Annotated in this window: 15 protein-coding genes; all 15 read right to left on the bottom strand. The window is 65.4% G+C overall.

Annotation, left to right across the window (positions count from 1 at the left end):
• Positions 1-482: 482 nt before the first annotated feature.
• Positions 483-1,049, bottom strand: coding sequence for a hypothetical protein (locus ABIS05_RS06840; RefSeq protein WP_348009642.1), 567 nt, complete (start codon positions 1,047-1,049; stop codon positions 483-485).
• A gap of 132 nt (positions 1,050-1,181) precedes the next feature.
• The gene (locus ABIS05_RS06835; RefSeq protein WP_348009641.1) at positions 1,182-1,838 is read right to left on the bottom strand and encodes a GAD-like domain-containing protein; all 657 of its coding nucleotides are present in this window, start codon (positions 1,836-1,838) and stop codon (positions 1,182-1,184) included.
• Positions 1,839-1,859: 21 nt separating this feature from the next.
• A complete protein-coding gene (locus ABIS05_RS06830; protein WP_348009640.1) occupies positions 1,860-3,257 on the bottom strand; it encodes a DUF6861 domain-containing protein in 1,398 nt (465 codons plus the stop codon).
• A 19-nt stretch (positions 3,258-3,276) separates the two neighbouring features.
• Positions 3,277-5,313, bottom strand: coding sequence for a type VI secretion system tip protein TssI/VgrG (locus ABIS05_RS06825; RefSeq protein ID WP_348009639.1), 2,037 nt, complete (start codon positions 5,311-5,313; stop codon positions 3,277-3,279).
• 116 nt (positions 5,314-5,429) lie between these two features.
• Entirely contained in the window at positions 5,430-6,800 is a 1,371-nt protein-coding gene (locus tag ABIS05_RS06820) for a tetratricopeptide repeat protein (RefSeq protein ID WP_348009638.1), read from the bottom strand.
• Positions 6,801-6,917: 117 nt separating this feature from the next.
• A complete protein-coding gene (gene tssH, locus ABIS05_RS06815) occupies positions 6,918-9,638 on the bottom strand; it encodes a type VI secretion system ATPase TssH (protein WP_348009637.1) in 2,721 nt (906 codons plus the stop codon).
• 18 nt (positions 9,639-9,656) lie between these two features.
• Positions 9,657-10,742 (bottom strand): type VI secretion system baseplate subunit TssG, encoded by a 1,086-nt coding sequence (tssG, locus tag ABIS05_RS06810; protein ID WP_348009636.1) that lies wholly within the window; start codon positions 10,740-10,742, stop codon positions 9,657-9,659.
• A 145-nt stretch (positions 10,743-10,887) separates the two neighbouring features.
• Complete coding sequence (tssF, locus tag ABIS05_RS06805; RefSeq protein ID WP_348009635.1) at positions 10,888-12,771, bottom strand: type VI secretion system baseplate subunit TssF; 1,884 nt, start codon at positions 12,769-12,771, stop codon at positions 10,888-10,890.
• Positions 12,772-12,782: 11 nt separating this feature from the next.
• A complete protein-coding gene (gene tssE / locus ABIS05_RS06800; protein WP_348009634.1) occupies positions 12,783-13,289 on the bottom strand; it encodes a type VI secretion system baseplate subunit TssE in 507 nt (168 codons plus the stop codon).
• Positions 13,286-14,080 (bottom strand): type VI secretion system accessory protein TagJ, encoded by a 795-nt coding sequence (locus ABIS05_RS06795; protein WP_348009633.1) that lies wholly within the window; start codon positions 14,078-14,080, stop codon positions 13,286-13,288. Before ABIS05_RS06795 ends, tssE begins: the two co-directional genes overlap by 4 nt.
• Positions 14,077-14,547: a type VI secretion system tube protein Hcp gene (locus ABIS05_RS06790; protein ID WP_348063230.1), complete on the bottom strand. Its 471-nt coding sequence runs from the start codon at positions 14,545-14,547 to the stop codon at positions 14,077-14,079. Before ABIS05_RS06790 ends, ABIS05_RS06795 begins: the two co-directional genes overlap by 4 nt.
• A gap of 260 nt (positions 14,548-14,807) precedes the next feature.
• Positions 14,808-15,293 carry a type VI secretion system tube protein Hcp gene (locus ABIS05_RS06785; RefSeq protein ID WP_348009631.1) on the bottom strand — a complete coding sequence of 162 codons (486 nt, stop codon included), beginning with the start codon at positions 15,291-15,293 and terminating at the stop codon, positions 14,808-14,810.
• A gap of 99 nt (positions 15,294-15,392) precedes the next feature.
• The gene (gene tssC, locus ABIS05_RS06780) at positions 15,393-16,889 is read right to left on the bottom strand and encodes a type VI secretion system contractile sheath large subunit (protein WP_348009630.1); all 1,497 of its coding nucleotides are present in this window, start codon (positions 16,887-16,889) and stop codon (positions 15,393-15,395) included.
• A gap of 27 nt (positions 16,890-16,916) precedes the next feature.
• On the bottom strand, positions 16,917-17,423 hold the full coding sequence (gene tssB / locus ABIS05_RS06775) for a type VI secretion system contractile sheath small subunit (protein WP_348009629.1): 507 nt from the start codon (positions 17,421-17,423) through the stop codon (positions 16,917-16,919).
• 19 nt (positions 17,424-17,442) lie between these two features.
• Positions 17,443-18,179 (bottom strand): type VI secretion system ImpA family N-terminal domain-containing protein (locus tag ABIS05_RS06770; RefSeq protein ID WP_348009628.1); only part of this gene is annotated, 737 nt, incomplete at its 5' end.

Raw genomic sequence — 18,179 nt, 5'->3', positions numbered from 1 at the left:
TCCAGATATACACGGCAGTCGTATTGCGATCAGGCGGCCCGAGTTTGGCGAACGCAAGGCAAAATTATTCAGCCAATCCATTTCTAAACTTTAATCTTGCGCAACAAGCCGGGGCCATCCGCTTCAACGCCGAAAATATCTTGGTCGTCCAACATGTAAGCCTGCAACAGGCTTACCAGCCCCTTCTCTTCATTGCCAGCCTCAAGCCAACATTGCCCTAAACGATAATGGACAAAGGGGTTTGCTTGGCAGTCTTAATAATTCAGAGCGCTATATAAACTTTCACGTGCGGCGCCAATGTGAAAGCTGATACTGCGCATCTCCGATTGATGCAGAAATCGGCAGCCAATTCCGCACGTGGTTCCGGGAGCAAATGCAATGCAGCCAGCCATTTATCTATGGCGCCAGCAAATCATTCGCGTCAAATGACATTCCCCTACCCGCACAGGACCTCCATTTCACTTGAAATGTTCTTTGGAAGATTAATTTCTTTGCGGGCGAGTGCTTCTGAAAAATTCCAGATATCGAGGATCTTCACCCTGAAAGCAGCGCCCTTTTGAAATTCTGTTTGCCTCCTCAAACCATTTCGCCGCCAAATCCACGTCACCCTTTTCGTAGTAGATGGTCGCCAAGATGAAGCGCGGACCATCCTGGTGGTCTTTCACAGCGCCGGAATCGAACAATTCCTTCATCAACTTCATGGCATTCGCGAAGTCACCGGTATTTCTATAAAACTTTGCCAACGAATGAGCAAAGCTCTTGCTGACATCCCAGTCGAACTTCGGCTCAGGAACTTTGCTCCAGGCCGCTTCCGCAGTCTTGATTCCGCCGGCCTTGTCAGCGCTCAAAATCTCTTGCTTGGCCTGCTTGAGCAGGGCGTCAATTTCATCTCTAATCGAAACATCCAGTTGTTGCATTTGCCAAACTCCCCGATGCGCACGGCCTCGTACACGGCTTCGACGCGCTCGTAGGTTCTTGGCGAGCATGTCCCAGGCGCTGGTATTGCCTGGCGTCGGACCATTGATGAATCCGGGCGTGACGCCGGCCATGCGCTGACCGGTGCCGTCGCCACGTTGTGGTTGCCTCGGCTGGCGTCCAGCGGTCCTGGGATGCGGTAGTTGGCCTACCTGCCTGAGAGTCCGTGAGCACTCGAGTTCAATGCGCGTGTTCAGGGCCGTAGGTTAGCCCTTGGCCGCCTGGGCTACATCTGCCATCACTTGCAGTTCGGTCATTTGGCTCAGGATGTCGAGGTGGACGTGGGCGTCCAACTTTTGCAGCCGTTCGAGCGAAGGCTCACCGCCTAGCGCGAGCGCAGGAACAAAGCCGTACATGGTGTCGTGATCCAGGGGGCCGAGTTTCTCGAGGGCATTCGCGAACAGCGGCTGGTCGTCAACGTCTTTTAGGTCATAGGCGTCGCTTGAAATGCTAGAAAAGAAAAGCTGGATCTCCTTGTCAGCCCCTCGCCGTGCAAATGTTTCCGCGTCAAATGCCGGAAACACCCATCCGTAGGCTGGAACTATTTTTAGCGACTGCCCGGTGTTCTTGCCCCACAACACCAATTCCCCAAACGCTGACCGTGCGATCACATAGAACGAATCCAGTTCCATGAATTTGGTTTCGCCGAGCCAAGCATCCAGCGCATCTTCCCACTCGTCGGGGTCGACCGTCCAAAACAAGCCTCGCCCATATCCACACCAGCCGTGCTCTTGCCAGTATTCAAGCAGCTTATCCGGCAGCTCGCCGCGAAATTTCTCGATCTTCTCTGCCGGTACATCTTTGCGCGCAAACGCAGGGCCAAATTGTTTATAGCCCAAGAAGTTCTCAAAAAACTGATCCATAAGTCTTCCTATTCTTCCTTGTCACTGGCACCGCTTCAGGCTTGCATTCATTTTGGTGGTGCCGCGAGCGCTCTCCGGAACTTTTTTCGCAACGTCATCCAGAGCCTCAACACGGTTTCTTCCAAATTCATCGACACCGTTCTTCCACTGCGAACCAATTGATGAGTTCACGCCCTTGTCACCCAGTTCAGTAACCAAATCCTTGCCTCCCGCAATCATGTCTGGATTGTGGAGTGCGGCAAGTGTTTTCATTCGCTCCGCCGCCATGGCAGCAGCCTTCTTGGTGGCTGCGTCACCAAGTACGCCGTCCTCAGCAAGCTGCTTTTCGAACTGAGCTTGAAGCTGCTGGGAATACTTCTCGCGCGCCGCCTTCTGAGCCGCCCCAGTTCCCTCACGCCCAATATCTGAATAGCGCTTCCTACCCTCCAGATAATCCTTCACCGTCAAATCATTCAGGCCCTTCTCTTGGCCTGCAAGTTGACGATCGTATTCAACAGGATCGCCCTTCGCATTCTTCTTGAAGCACTTGACCTTCTTCTGCTTCATCGTCGCGGCTGCCTCTTCAGCCGCCTCAGCCTTCGCCGCCTGCTTCTTGGCCTGACTCGGTGTCGTCGCTTTCTGCACCGGCGCTTCACTCTGCGCCGCCTTCGGCTTCGGCCTTAGCCGCGGATTGCTGAGCAGCGATTCCTGGTTCTTGGCCACCCACTCCGCAAACCCCTCGCCCAGCTTGCTTTTGCGCAGCAGTGCCAGGGTCTCTTCGGTGGAGGCACGCGACTGCCGCAGCGTCAGGCGCGCCACGATGGCCATCAAGATGAGCTTGAAGAGCAGCGCGACCGCATAGGCGTATTCGTCACCGGCGGCTTCAACCTCCGCATGAGTCCGTGGGCTGTCGGGTGCGCTCCAGGCCCGCGTGGTGGCGTGGCTCAGATGGCCGATCAGCTCGCCAAAACCTTCCGCGATGCCGATGATGAGGAAGCCCAGGCCCAGCCAGGTGAGGATGGTGACGCCCGCCGAGACGCCAAGGTCCGCGCCGATGACCGCGCCCGGCGCGGCGCCGGCGCCGCCGGCGAAGAAGCCGATCACCGCGCCGATGACGCCGCCGATGACCGTCGTGGCGACCAGCACCACCAACATCATCAGCAGCCCGGGGATCAGGCCCTTGACGAGTTCTTCCAGCGCATGGCCGGTCTCGCGCAGGATGGCCGCACCGGCGCGCAGCTGGCCGATGCGCATGGCCTCGTACACGGCTTCCACACGCTCGTAGTTCTTGACGAGCATGTCCCAGGCGCTGGTGTTGCCAGGCGTGGGGCCGTTGATGAAGCCGGGCGTGACGCCGGCCATGCGCTGGCCGGTGCCGTCGCGCACGTTGTGGTTGCCTCGGCTCGCGTCGAGCGGGCCCGGGATGCGGTAGTTGGCCAAGGCTGTCTCTCCGGCCGTCTCAGCGCTTCTTGCCCAGGTCGTCGCCGACCTTCTTCTTGAACTTGGGCAGATCCTCGGGCTTCTTGGCTTCCTTGGGCTTGCCCGGCTTCTGCGGGCTGGCACTGCTGGCGCCGCCGCCGCCGCCGGAGTTGATCTTCACGAGCGAGCCGACGATGCCGATGATGCCGCTGGCCTCGATGTTGATCATGGCGCCCTTGAGCGTGAGCGTGCCGCCGGCTTCAATGGTGACGTTGGCGCCAGCCTTGATGAGCAGGTTGCTGGCCACGGAGATGTCCATGCCCGCGCCGGAGTCGACGGAGATGGAGGCGCCGCTGGCATAGCTGGCGTCGGAGGCGACGTTGACGCCATGCTTGCCGCCGATGTCGGTGCTGGCGTCCTTGCCGATGGTGACGTGGAAGTTCTCGCCGACGCTGTCGGTGTAGTTCTTGCCGATGGTGCGGGCCACGTCCTCGCCGATCTCCTCGGTGAGGTTCTTGGCCACCATGCGGAACTGGTCGTTGCCGACCTCCAGGTGGGCGTCGTGCTTGACGAGTTCGAGCAGGTCCTTCTCGGCGTGCAGCCGGATGTATTCATCGCCCTTCTTGTCCTCGAAGGCCAGCTCGTTGAAGTTTGCGGCCACGCCGCCCTTGCTGGAGCGCGAGCGGAAGGTGGCGACGGTGGCGTGGTCGGGCAGCAGATAGGGCGGGATCTGCTCGGCGTTGTAGACGCTGCCCAGGATGATGGGCCGGTCGGGGTCGCCCTCGACGAACTGCACGACGACTTCCTGGCCGATGCGCGGCAGCGCGATCATGCCCCAGGCCTTACCCGCTAACGGCGTGGCCACGCGCAGCCAGCAGGAGCTGTTCTCGTCCTTTTTGCCCAGCCGGTCCCAGTGGAACTGCACCTTGATGCGGCCGTGCTCGTCGGTGTAGATCTCCTCGCCCTTGGGGCCGACGACGACGGCCGACTGCGTGCCGCCGATGTAGGGCTTGGGCGTGATGCGCTGGCTGCGGTAGACGTCCTTGGCGCGCAGGGCCGTGAAGCTGCAGCCGAAGTGGGAGTCGCCCTTGCCGGCCTCGTAGCCGCTGTAGACGATGTCGATGCGGGTGCCGACGATGAGGTACTTCGCGTTCTCGGCGTCGCGCGGGTGGTCGGTGAGATCGAAGGTGGCGCCCACGGCGACGCCGCGGATATTGGCTTTCGCGCTGGCGGCGGCGTAGCGCGCGTCGGACTCCTCCATGCGCAGCTTGACGTAGCGCTGGCCCTCGGCGGCGGTCAGGTATTCACCGGGCGGGTCATAGACCTCCAGCGCCGCCAGCGCGCCGCTGTGCATGGACGCGCTCTCCTTGACCAGTGCGGTGCCGGGGGTGAGGTAGTTGTAGTCGTTGATCGTGGTCTTGGCGGACTGCAGCTCGAAGTGGTGCCGCCATTCGCTGACCACGCCCACATGCTGCCCGTCGCCCAGGCCCTGCCGGAACTTGAACTTTTCATGCTTCGGGTAAGGCTCGTGGCTGCTCATCTTGTCGACGACGACCAGCGTGTGCTTGCTGTCCGTGTGCTTGAAGAAGTAGTACAGGCCTTCCTGCTCCATCAGCCGGCTGACGAAGTTGAAGTCCGACTCGCGGTACTGCACGCAGTAGTCGTAGACGGGATAGCTGCCCTGCAGCTTGAACTCGATGTCGCCACCGTAGGGCTGCAGCACCTTCTTGATCAGGTCGTCGATCTTGATGTTCTGGAAGATGCGCGTGTCGGCGCGCAGCGTGGCCAGCCAGAGCCAGGGCCGCAGCGTCAGCCGGTAGGCGGCGAAGCCACCGCTCGCGCCGTCCAGCCCCGCGCTGGCGACGATACCGTGCAGGTGGCGCTGGGTGCTGTCGTCCAGCTGCACGCTGACGTAGGCCGGCTTGCCGAGCAGGCTTTCCAGGTCGACGGTTGCCTTGGCTTCGGCAAGTGCCAGCACGTTGAACTCGAAGAGCCGGCCGAGTTCCTCGGTCGCACTGAGGGACTGGAACAGCAGCTTCTGGTCGGGCGCCGTGTGTAGCGTAAATGGGGCGGTCATGGGCTCTCCTGGCGAGCTCTATTGAAGCAGGTCCGACAACGGCTGCGCGGCTGTGCGTCGGCATGGTCTCGCAGCGGGTTGCGCGTCGCAATCCCCCGCCCGCAGGCAAGCGTCGTTCATGGGGCGGGCCGCTGCGCGGCCACCAGCCAGCCGGTGACGGGTTCGCCCACCTCGCGGCGCAGCACGACGGATTCGAGCGCCGACGTCAGCAGCCCTGCGCTCGCGAGGCAGGCCTCGACGTAGCTGCGCTCGTGGGCGTAGCGGCCGTTGGCCAGCAGGCGGTAGCCGGGCTCGGGTGGCTCGCCCGACAGCGCCTCGACGGTGAAAATGAGTCGGCCGCCCGGGCGCAAGGCCTGGGCAGCGGCGGCCACTGCGGCGTCGATGCGGCCGAAGTAGCACAGCGTGTCGGCGCTGACGACGACGTCGAAGCGCGCCGGCTGCGCCAGCAGGTAGGACACCAGCTCGGCCTTGACGAGCTCTTGATAGCCGCCCCGCTCGCGTGCCTTGTCGAGCATGCCGGCGGACAGGTCGACGCCGATCAGCTCGCGGGCATAAGGCGCCAGCAGCGGCGCGCACAGGCCGGTGCCGCAGCCGGCGTCCAGCACGGCGAGGTCGGCGCGGGCCTCGGGCTCCAGGCGCCGAAGCAGCTCGCCCACCAGGCCGGGAGCGCGGTATTCCAGAAAGGCCAGGCGCTCGTCGAAGCTGACCGAGAAGGCATCGAACAAGCTGCTGACGTAGTCGTCGGGCGCCCGCTCGGGTGCGTTCTTGCCCGTCACGGCGGCCAGGTGATGGCGGGGCTGAGGGTTGTCTGGTTCGGCGGCGATCCAGCGTTCGAACGCCTGCGCCGCCTTTTCGGGCTGGCCGCTGGTCGCAAAGATGAGGCCCATCATGCGGCTGGCCTTCGGGTCGTCGGGCCGCAACTCCAGCGAGGTGCCGAAGTGCCGCATGCCTTCCTGCACGCGCGCCGTGGACACCAGCAGGTTGGCGAAGTTGATGTGGGCGTCGGCAAAGCCCGGCTCGCGCGCCAGCACCTCGCGGAACATCGCCTCGGCCGTGGCGACATCGCCGAGCGCAGCCAACAGGCAGGCCAGGTTGTTGGCAACGGCCGGGTTGCCGGGCTCCAGCTCACGGCAGCGCTCGTAGGCAGCACGGGCTTCGTCTGCGCGCTGCAACAGCAGCAGCACATTGCCGCGGTTGTTATGCCAGGAGGCGACGCCCGGGTCCATCTCAAGGGACTTGTCGATCAGCGTCAGCGCCTCCTCGCTCTTGCCGTCCTGGTGCAGCAGCACGCCCAGGAAATGCAGCGGGTTGGGGTCGTCCGGCCGCACCTCGCTGAGCTTGCGATACAGCTTCTCCGCCGCCAGCACGCGCCGGTCCTGGTGCATCTGCAACGCCAGTCGCAAGGCCTCGTCGTAATCGAGCTCGGCGCGCTTGGGCGCCGGCAGGCTGGCTTGGCCGGGGCGGCGGCGGGGTTTGGTCTTGGTCATCAATTCTGCTGAAGCGATGCGCGCGAGCCGAGCGCCATCACAGGATTTCGGCGACCGAACGGTCCGCCAGGTTGCAGGGTCCACAACACGTTGCGCTCCAGGCCGCGCCGCGTCTGATCAGCTGAACTGATAGCTGAAGCCACCCTCGACCACGCCCACATCGACCGCGCCGATGGGCTCGCCGCGCATCATGCGATTCAGGAACTCGCGGCTGATGTCCGGCAGCATAGTGTTGGTCAGGATGGCGTCGATCATGCGGCCGCCGGATTCGCTCTCGGTGCAGCGCGACACCACCAGCTTGACGACGTCATCGCCGAAGTTGAAGGGGATCTGGTAGCGCGCCTCGACGCGCTTCTTGATGCGGCCCAGCTGCAGCTTGACGATGCGGCCCAGCATCTCGTCGGACAGCGGGTAGTAGGGGATGGCCACCAGCCGGCCCAGCAGCGCGGGCGGGAAGATCTTCAGCAGCGGCTCACGCAGCGCCTTGGCCATGCCCTCGGGGTCGGGCATCAGTTCCGGGTCCTTGCACAGGCCGGCGATGAGGTCGGTGCCGGCGTTGGTCGTCAGCAGGATCAGCGTGTTCTTGAAGTCGATGAAGCGGCCCTCGCCGTCTTCCATGAAACCCTTGTCGAAGACCTGGAAGAACATCTCGTGCACGTCCGGGTGGGCCTTCTCGACCTCGTCGAGCAGCACGACGCTGTAGGGCTTGCGGCGCACGGCCTCGGTCAGCACGCCGCCTTCGCCGTAACCCACGTAGCCCGGAGGCGCGCCCTTGAGCGTGGAGACGGTGTGGGCCTCCTGGTACTCGCTCATGTTGATGGTGATGAGGTTCTGCTCGCCGCCGTAGAGCGCCTCGGCCAGCGCCAGCGCCGTCTCGGTCTTGCCGACGCCGGAGGTGCCGGCCAGCATGAAGACGCCGATGGGCTTGCTGGGGTTGTCCAGCCCGGCGCGCGAGGTCTGGATGCGCTTGGCGATCATCTCCATCGCATGGTCCTGGCCGATGACGCGCTGGCCGAGATGGTCCGCGATCTTGAGGATGGTCTCGATCTCGTTGCGCGCCATGCGGCCAACGGGGATGCCGGTCCAGTCGCCGACGACCGCAGCCACGGCCTGGTAGTCGACCGTGGGCAGAATCAGCGGCGACTCGCCCTGCAGCTCGGCGAGCTTGTCCTGCGCGGCCTTGAGTTGCTCCAGCCAGCCGGCGCGGTCTTCGGCCGTCGGGGCGTCGGCCGGTGCCGCTGCGTCGGTCTTGGCCTCGGCCTCCAGCGCGCTGCCCGTGCCTTCCACCGGCTGGGCGGCCGCGCGCAGCTTGGCGCGCAGGCCCAGCACTTCGTCGACCAACGTGCGCTCGGCGGCCCAGCGGGCATCCAGCGTTTCAAGCCTGGCCTTCTCCGTGTCCAGGTGCTCGCGGGCGACGGTCTCGCGCTTGCCGACGTCGATACCCACCGCCGACTCGCGGCCGATGATGCCCAGCTCCACTTCCAGCGACTCGATGCGCTTGCGGCAGTCGTCCACCTCGGCGGGCGTGGCGTGCAAGCTGATGGCCACGCGCGCACAGGCCGTGTCGAGCAGGCTGACGCTCTTGTCGGGCAGCTGGCGCGCCGGGATGTAGCGGTGGCTGAGCTTGACGGCGGCTTCCAGCGCTTCGTCCAGGATCTGCACCTTGTGGTGCTTTTCCATCGTGGCGGCCACGCCGCGCATCATCAGCACGGCGCGCACTTCGTCGGGCTCGTCGACCTGCACGGTCTGGAAGCGACGGGTCAGCGCCGGGTCCTTCTCGATGTGCTTCTTGTACTCGGCGAACGTCGTCGCGCCGATGGTGCGCAGCGTGCCGCGCGCCAGGGCCGGCTTGAGCAGGTTGGCGGCGTCGCCCGTGCCGGCCGCGCCACCGGCGCCGACCAGCGTGTGGGTCTCGTCGATGAACAGGATGATGGGCTTGACGCTGGCCTGCACCTCGTCGATGACGCTGCGCAGGCGCTGCTCGAACTCGCCCTTCATGCTGGCGCCGGCCTGCAGCAGGCCCACGTCCAGCGAGCGCAGCTCCACGTCCTTGAGGCTGGGCGGCACGTCGCCGCGCGCGATGCGCTGGGCGAAACCTTCCACCACGGCCGTCTTGCCCACGCCGGCCTCGCCGACCAGGATGGGGTTGTTCTGGCGCCGGCGCATCAGGATGTCGACGACCTGGCGGATCTCGTCGTCGCGGCCGACGATGGGGTCCATCTTGCCGCTGCGGGCCTGCTCGGTGAGGTCGACGGTGAACTTCTTCAGCGCCTCCTGCTTGCCCATCGCGGCCGGGGCGATGGCGCCGCTGGCCTCGCCGGGCGCACCTGCGCCGGAGCCGTCGGTGGCGGCCTGGCCGTCTTCGGGCGAGCCGGCGACGATCTTGGCCATGTTGTCCGCTAGGTCATCGGGCTTGACGCGCTCGAACTGGCGCGAGATGGCGAACAGCGCGTTGCGCAGATAGGTCGTCTTGACCATGCCCAGCAGCACATAGCCGCTGCGCACAGCGGTGTCGCCGTACATCAGCGAGCCGTAGACCCAGCCTCGCTCGACCGCATTGGTGATGTTGTCGGCGATGTCGGAGATGGCGGTGGCACCACGCGGCAGGCGGTCCAGCGCGGCGGTGATGTCCTTGGCCAGCACGGCGCTGTCGACATCGAAATGACGCAGCACGCGGTGCCAGTCCGAGTCGGGGTTCTGGATGATCTGGGCGATCCAGTGCTCCAGCTCCACGTAGGGGTTGCCGCGCAGTTTGCAGAACACCGTCGCACCCTCGACCGCCTTGTAGGTCAGGGTGTTGAGCTTGCCAAATACGGCGACACGATTGATTTCGGCCATGGTTCTATCTCCTCTGGGCTAGTTCGGGTGTGCCGCCGCTTGCGGGCGACGGGACTTCATCAGGCGTTGCATTGCGGGGCCGGGGGTCAGCACCAGGTGGGCATCGCGCGGTCGGTCGCGCTGGCCGAGCCAACTGGTCCATCCGAGACGGCCGGACAGACCGGGGCGCGCTGCGGGCACCTGGTCGCGCTTCAACACGAGGCGCAGGTCCCAGTGCAGTTCCTCGCCGACGTAGTGCATGACCAGCGGAATGATGCGGGGCAGGTTGTCGCCGTCGGGCAGCAGCGCCGCGAAGGCCTTGGCATCGAGCGGGCCGACGTGAATGCGGAAGTTGTGCTGGCGGTCCCACACCGCGCGGCCGAGCACGGCGCCGCCGCCGACGCAGTTGCCGCTGTGCTCGCGCTCGCCCAGTGCATTGCGGCCAACACGCGTGCGCTCGGACTCGGGCAGCGGCATCCAGCTGCCGACGAACTGCTCCACCTGCACCGGCCGCTGCAGCACGCCGCTGAGCATCTTGGCCAGGCCCTCGGCACTGCGCACGGCAGAGGACAGGATGCCGGCGAAGTGCAGCCGGGCGTGGTCATCCGCGCCGTCGCGGTTGCGCAGTGCCGGCGTGCCCATGCCCACCAGCGAGCCGACGAAGGCGGAGAAGCGGTCGTCGCCCGCGCGGTCCAGATTGACGGTCGGCTGGGCCTGCGCCCAGGCGCGGTAGAACAGCAACAGCAGCCGGTGGTGGAACAAGTCAGCGAAGCGTGTGAAGCCGGCGTCGCCGTTGTGCAGCAGTCGTTCGCGCGCGTATTCGGTGAGGTGCAGCGGCAACGGGCCGTTGGGGCCGAACAGGCCGAAGAAGCGCACATCGATGCGGCCCGCCGAGTTGCCTGTCGGCGCGGCCGCAGAGTGCAGCGCTGCCGGTGCGAACGACAGTTCCGGCGACTGGCCGAGCCGCAGCGCCTCGTCCTGCGGCCGGCGAGCCGTGCCCAGCCTCGGACGTTCGGGGTGAAGGTTCTCCAGCCGCCGCAGCGCCTGGAAGAAGTCGTGATCCCACGGCGCGGCGCTGAGGCGCTGCCAGAACGCTGCGATGGCCGCTGCGTGGGACTGGCTCACTGCTGCACCCTTCGCGCTGCGCGCTTGCCTGGCCGACGGATCGGCCAGGCGTTCGTCAGGCATGAGATGCCCATGGGGCATCTCAAGTCCGGTCTCACTCCCGCCGAGCGGGAGCGAGCTTGCTTGGGACGGCCCGGCGCAGCGCTCATAACAGCGGCCTGCTGCCGTCCTGCGGACGGCCCGCAAAGATGACGCCGCGCGACGGCGAGCTCATCTGCAATTCGGTGAAGCCGTTCATCGACACATGCCGGCCAAAGAAACGCTCCAGCACGCAGCCCAGCAGGAAGGCCGAGCCGCCCTGGAAGGCGAGCTCGTCGACGGTGAGCGAAATCTGCACGCCGCGGCCAAAGGCGATGGGCCCGGGCTTGCGCAAGCGGCGCACGACCGACTCAGTGCTGACGGAGCGCAGGCCGTCGATCTGCCGCTGCGCCGCCTCGTCGCCTTCGCGGGCATACAGGCGCAGCATGTCGCGCAGCGCTGCGGCGCCCTGGTGCTCGTCGGTGTCGGACAGGCTCAGGTGGTTGAGCGACAGCTGGTTGATGAAGCGCCAGGTCAGGTTGGATTCGCGCAGCGCCGACTGCGGCCGCGACGGCCCCTTGACGACACGGATGCCCTTGATCGGCGCGCTGCCCTCAAGGCTGAGGTCGTCATCGGTGCCGGTGCTCATCAGCAGCGGCAGGTCGCGGTTGGAGCACAGCGCGCGCACGCTGAGCTGCTGCAGGTCGGCGCTGAAGGGCGCTTCCTTGGCGTCGACGATGGACAGGAATATCTCGCTGCCGATGTAGCTGGAACGCGGGCCGGAGCCGCGCAAGTCCTTCTGGCGCGCCGACAGCAGGCGCGGCTCGCGCTGCATCGTGTAGTAGGCGCCGCGCTCTTCGTCGTCGTGGTGGAAGGCGGCGTACAGCGGCGAGAAGCGGCGCTCGCGCGCCAGGTCGTTGCCGTGGCCGGTCACTTCGAGCAGGTCGATGATCTCGAAGTCCATCGGCCGCGCGCGGTCCACAACGACGTGATAGTCATGCCCCTGCGGGCCGATCTGCACGCGGTCGCAACGCTGTTCGAACAGGTTGATGGCCGGCACGCAGTTCAGGGCCAGCGAGTTGGCGTCGACCGACTGCGACAGCACGCCGTTGGCGCGCGCGAACAGCAGCACGATCTCGACCTCCTGCCCGCCGATGCGCCGCAGCGCATCGCCGATGCCGGCCAGGTCGAAGAACATGAAGCGGCTCGGGAAGGCGAAGTATTCCTGCAGCAACCGGTAGCCGCCGAAGCCGCGGGGGCTGTTCGGCAGTAGGGCCTGGTCCTCGTCGAAGCCCACCGTGCGCACGCAACTCGGCGCCACGGTCTCGTGCCGTGCGCTGGCGCCCTGCCCGCCGCTGACGATAACGCCGAGGGTGTGGCCGCAGACCAGCTCATGCAGCGCGTAGCCCAGCTCACCGCTGGCCGCGCAATGCAGGCGCAGGTCCTGCAGGCTCAACTGGTTGAAGTTGGCGCCGCCGGTGGTGCGCAGCTTGATGCGCAGCCCGGACGAGAACTTGCGCCAGCTTTCCTGCCCGGCCAGCGGCAGGTTCGACGCGTGGCTGAAGTATTCGGCCGAGGCCAGCTCGAGCGGCCACATGCGCAACTCGTGCGCGGTACGGAAGCGGCAGTCCGTCAGCCCGGCGCGCGCCGACTGGCCGCGCAGCATGCTGCCGCGCGGCAGTGCCACGCCGGTCAGCAGGCCGGCATCGCCCGGGTCCGGCTGGACTTGCGCGATCAGCATGGACGGCAGCGGCGCGAGGAACTGCGGGTAGAGGATCTGGACGAGATGCTGCGTGAAGCGCGGGAACTCGGCATCCAGCTTGAGCTGCACGCGCGCCGCCAGGAAGGCGAAGCCCTCCAGCAGCCGCTCGACGTAGGGGTCGGCGACCTCGACGTCCTTGCCCAGCCGCAAGCGCGCGGCCTGCTTGGGAAATTGCTCGGCAAACTCCTTCCCCATGTCCTGGAGATGCTGGAGCTCCTGCTCGTAGTAGCCGATGAGGCGCGGGTCCATGAAGTGCGGGGTTAGCGGGCGAGTTCGCGGATCTGCACGCGCCCGGTTTCGAGGTCGAAATCGGTGTGCAGCAGCAGTTCCAGCGGTACGGGTTGCGCCCACATCTGGCCGCTGATGCGGATGCTGATCTGGTTGCGGTGGCCGATCTGCAGGTCGGAAACCAAGGCGTCGACGCGCAGCGTGTCGGCCAGGATGCGCGGCTCGTGGTCGAGGATGGCGCGCTTCACCTGGGCTTCGAGCCAGGGCGGATCGATGGACGAGGCGGTCGTGCCCGACAGCGCGGGCAGGCCGAAGCCGAGCACCGAGCGGGCGGCGCGGGGAAAAGCGGACAGCCCCTCGACGCTGGAGGGCGCGGTCGCGTTGAACAGCCATTCCAGATCGCGCAGCACGGCCTCGCGCAGACGCTGGCGGTTCATCACGCGCACGTCGGCGGATTCAACGCGCTGATCCGGGTGGTCGTCCCGCAGCCGGTCCAGCAGCGCCGGTTGCAGGCGGTCGATGACCTTGTTGGCCGTCATGCCTCGCCGGTGAACGTGATTTCGCGCAGGTCCAGCAGCGCCAGGTCACCCGCCTCGGTCGCCAGCAGGCGCTGGCCTTGGCCGGTGAAGAAGCCCGGGCGCGGCTCCAGCCACTCGGTGCGGCGCGCCAAAGCCAGGTCGGCCACGCTCAGGTCGGTGTCCGCATAACGGGAGGGGATGAGGGCGACGGTCTCGCCGCCGTTCCTGAACTTCAGTTCTGCCGGCAGCCAGACCTTGTCGCGCAGATCGCTCGGCGCCTCCAGCTGCAGCACGCTCAGGTGGGACAGCGGCACCCAGTAGTAGCGCCCGTTGATGACGGCTTCCAACAGCGGGCCCAGGCGCATGTCGGCGTCGGCAATCCATTCGAAGGGCTGGCCATCGGCGCTGCCCGGGCAGGCCGGGGCCTGCTCGAAGGCCTGGGTGCGCAGCGTCTGCGCGGCCTCGGCCTCACCGCGGCCTTCGCGCAGCAGGGCTTCGAGCAGCAGCGCCGTCCAGGGCTCGGGCTCGCCGAACAACATGGGAAGCTTGCCGCCGGTGAACACCTGCGCACGCAGGCGCTCGCATTGCAGTGCCTCGCGGTAGGTCTGCACCATGGCCAGCGTGGAGGCATCCAGTTCGCCGGCCACGTTCAGCTGAGTCAGCGCGCGGTCCCAGCGGCCCAGCACGCACAGCAGTTGGAACAGGAAGACACGCAGCTTGGCGTCGGCGGGCTTGGCGCGGATCTGGTCCTGCAGCAGGCGCAGCGCCAGTTCCGGGTCACCGTCCTTGAGGGCTTGTTCGGCTTGGCTCATCCCGGTGTCACCTCGTCTTGGAAGGTCGAAGCACCCTTGAGCCCGCCAAGGGCGTTCTGGCTCTTGTACTGCACTTCGATCTTGTTGAAGGTCAGGGACAGGCGCTCCGTCAGATGCGGGCTGTCGTCCTCGGAACTCACCTCCAACGCAGTGATGCGCCCGCCCTGAATGGCGATGGTGAAGTAGTCCTCGGCCTTGCCGCCCGCCTTGCGAACGGTCAGCACGGCTTTCTTGATCTCGTCATTCGACTTCATTACCGACATCAGGCCGGTAGACGCGCTGTCGACGTGCTTGACGATGCGCAGTTCCAGCTGCGCCGGCTTGGTCTCCTTGCCGGAAAAGCCAGTGCTGACGGTGCTGGTCATGCCCCAGCTGAAACCTTGGACGACCATCTCAGCAGGATGGGAAGGGTCCTCGCTCTCGCCTTTCACGGCACCGCCGCGCTTGCTATCGAGCTTCAGGAACATGTCTTTCTTCGACATTTCAACCTCACCGGTTTGCGCCCGCGACGGGATCCGCGACGGCCAACTGCAGCAGTCAGCAACGAGCCGTCAGCAATGCATGGGCATTGAAACGAGACGGCCACCGCGAACGGTGGCCGCCAATCGCCTGCCAAGGCTCGCCTCCCGCGCGGCCAACCCGAAAGGTCGGCGACCGCGCAGGCCGCAGCCCGGACAAAGCGTCAGTTGGCCGCTTCCGGATGAGCGGAAGCGGCCACGAGCAACGCTCAGATGACCGTGTTCTTCGCGATGTCGAACTTGGAGAACACCTGACCGCCTTCAGCGCCGCCGGTCTTGGCCTGCTGCTGGTAGGCCACTTCGTAGGCTCCGAAGTTGATGGTCACGTTCTCCGTCAGGCGATCTTCACCGCCGCTGCCACCGGTCTGGACGCTGGAAATCAGCAGATCCTTCAGCGTGATGACCAGGTACTCGAGGGGCTTGTCACCCGCCTTGCGCACCGTCAGCACCGCCTTGGGAATGTGCTTGCCAGTGGCGCAGTGCGTCATCAGCACGGTGGAGGACTTGTCGATGTGCTTGGTCAGGCTCAGGTCCTGAACGTTGACCTTGCCGGCGCCACCGCCCGTGGACTGGTGGGTCGTGCCGGACTGGCTCATGCCCCAGCTCCAGGCCAGCACGTCAATCGACTTGGCGTGCTTGGCATCGACCGACTCGCCGTCGATACCGTCGAACTTGATGAACATGTCTACAGCCATGATCTCTTCTCCTTCAATTATTCAATTATTCAATTACCAACAAAAAATACCGCTGCAGGTCGTGCGCCGAGTCGGAGCATGCCGTAGCGGCAACGCCGCTCAGCCGGCCTTCCCGGAGGGAAGTTTGGACACGAGACGCAGCGAAACCGTCAGCCCTTCGAGCTGATAGTGAGGCCTCAGATAGAACTTCGACGAGTAGTAACCGGGGTTGCCTTCGATCTCTTCAACCACGACTTCAGCCGCCGCCAAGGGCTTGGTGGCCTTGGTGGACTCGCTGGAGTGCGCCGGATCACCGTCGACGTACTGCATGATCCAGTCCTGCAGCCAGCGGTTCATCTCGTCGCGCTCCTTGAACGAGCCGACCTTGTCCCGCACGATGCACTTCAGGTAGTGAGCGAAGCGGCAGGTGGCGAACAGGTAGGGCAGGCGGGCCGCCAGGTTGGCGTTGGCCGTCGCGTCCGGATCGTCGTATTCAGCCGGCTGCTGCAGTGACTGCGCGCCGATGAAGGCCGCGAAGTCGCTGTTCTTGCGGTGGACCAGCGGCATGAAGCCGTTCTTGGCAAGTTCGGCCTCACGCCGGTCGCCGATGGCGATCTCGGTCGGGCATTTCATGTCGACCCCGCCGTCGTCGGTCGGGAAGGTGTGTGTGGGCAGGCCTTCGACCGCGCCGCCGCTCTCGACGCCGCGGATCGCCGTGCCCCAGTTGTAGAGTTTGTGCGAGCGGTTGATGTTGACGGCCATCGCGTAAGCCGCGTTGGCCCACGCATACGTTCCGTGCTCGCCGCCGTGGGTTTCTTCCTCGAAATTGAACTCCTCCACCGGGCTCGTCTTGGCGCCGTAGGGCAGCCGCGCCAGGAAGCGCGGCATCGCCAGGCCGACGTAACGCGCGTCTTCCGACTCGCGCAGCGAACGCCAGGCGGCGTACTCCGGGGTCGTGAAGATCTTCGTCAGGTCGCGCGGATTGGCCAGCTCCTGCCAGGAGCCCATCTGCATCAGCGTCGGGCTCGCCGCCGAGATGAACGGCGTGTGGGCAGCGGCGGCGACCTTGCTCATCTCGCCGAGCAGCTCGACGTCGGGCGGGCTGTGGTCGAAGTAGTAGTCGCCCATGATGCAGCCGAAAGGCTCGCCGCCGAACTGTCCGAATTCCTCCTCGTAGACCTTCTTGAACAGCGGGCTCTGGTCCCACGAAGTGCCTTTGTAGCGCTTGAGCGTCTTGCCGAAGTCGAGCTTGGAGATGTTCATCACCCGGATCTTCAGCATCTCGTCGGATTCGGTGTTGTTGACGAGATAGTGCAGGCCGCGCCAAGCGCTCTCCAGCTTCTGGAAATCCTCGTGATGGAGGATCGCGTTGACCTGTGCGGACAGGCGCTTGTCGAGCTCGGCGATCATCGCCTCGATCGACATGACGACGTCGCTGCCGATCAGGTTGGTTTGCGACAGCGCCTGCTGCGCGAGCGTGAGCACCGCCTGCTCGATCCCCGACTTGGCGTCGTCGGACTTCGGCTTGAACTCCTTCTTCAGCAACGAGGCGAACTCGTTGCCCTGGTACTCGATGCCCTGCAGGGCTGAGCCCGGGTTGACTGCTTCTTCGGCCATGGTCTGGTCTCCGCGATGCGTGGTGGCTTACTGTTCGGGGGTGTTGGCCTTGCGCGCGTCGGCCAGCGACTTGAGCAACGCCGGATCCTTGATCATCTTGGCGATCAGTTCCTCGGCGCCGGTCTTGCCGTCCATGTAGGTCACGAGGTTGGACAGCTGCTGACGGGCCTCGAGGAGCTGCTTCAGCCCTTCGACTTTCTGCGCCACGGCAGCGGGCGAGAAATCGTCCATGCTCTCGAAGGTGATGTCGACCGCGAGGTTGCCCTCGCCGGTCAGGGTGTTCGGCACCTGGAACGCGACGCGCGGCTTCATTGCCTTCATACGGGCGTCGAAGTTGTCGACGTCGACGTCGAGGAACTTGCGGTCGGCGACCGGCGGCAGCGGCTCGCTCGGCTTGCCGGAGAGATCGGAGAGGACGCCCATGACGAACGGCAGCTGGACCTTCTTCTCGGCGCCGTAGAGCTCGACGTCGTACTCGATCTGCACTCGAGGCGCGCGATTGCGGGCGATGAACTTCTGGCTGCTGGTGGCCATGGGATGGGCTCCTTGAAGACTAGGTGTTGCTGGTGCCGGCGAGCTTTTCGACTTCTTTCAGGCCGTCGGGTGCCAGATCACGGATGATGTCAATGAAACTCTTGCTCATCAACCTTTGTGCGCGGCGAATGAGAAGCGGCGCCGGATTGCTCGGCTCGTTGCGCTCGATCCATTCGCAGACTCGCTCCAGCGCGCGGCTGGCGTCATCGCGCGAGTTGATCGCGCCAGCCGGGCGCGATGCAGGCGCCGGTGGCGCCGCGGCGGCCTCGGACAGGCCGCTTTCACCGACTGCCTTGCGGCCGGCGTCGGCGACTCGTTGAAGAACCTTCCTGAGCGCGGCGAGATCGGGAGCCTCGCTGGCCTCGAGGTGCCGCTCGAGGGACGCGGCCAGAGCCTGCGCCGCCTCGTAGCCGCCCTGCATGACGGTGTCGAGATCGCCGATATCGGCAAGCGAGGCGGCGAGCCCCTGGAGGACGCCTTCTTCGGTCGGCACGCTTTCGCCCGGCAGCGGATCGGCCGGGCCCAAGGCGAGTTCGATATCGCGAACGGTCAGGGCGCCACGTTTGCCCGTGAGGCTCGCGGCACGGATATCGCCGAGGCCGGCGGCAGGATCGCCGAGTGCGCTCAACGCCATGACGCGTGCAGTCGGATCGTCGTTGTCGCTCGCGTCCAGTCGCGGATGGACGCCCTCCCAGTACCGATCGACCAGCCCCAGCGTCAGGCGCAGGCCATCGACGGCGCCGCCCAGTCCGCGCA

Origin of the sequence: Roseateles sp., assembly GCF_039929605.1 — a bacterium.
Lineage (GTDB): Bacteria > Pseudomonadota > Gammaproteobacteria > Burkholderiales > Burkholderiaceae_C > Pelomonas.
Note: the sequence above shows the minus strand (reverse complement) of the source record. Positions and strands in the feature narration are given on the sequence as shown.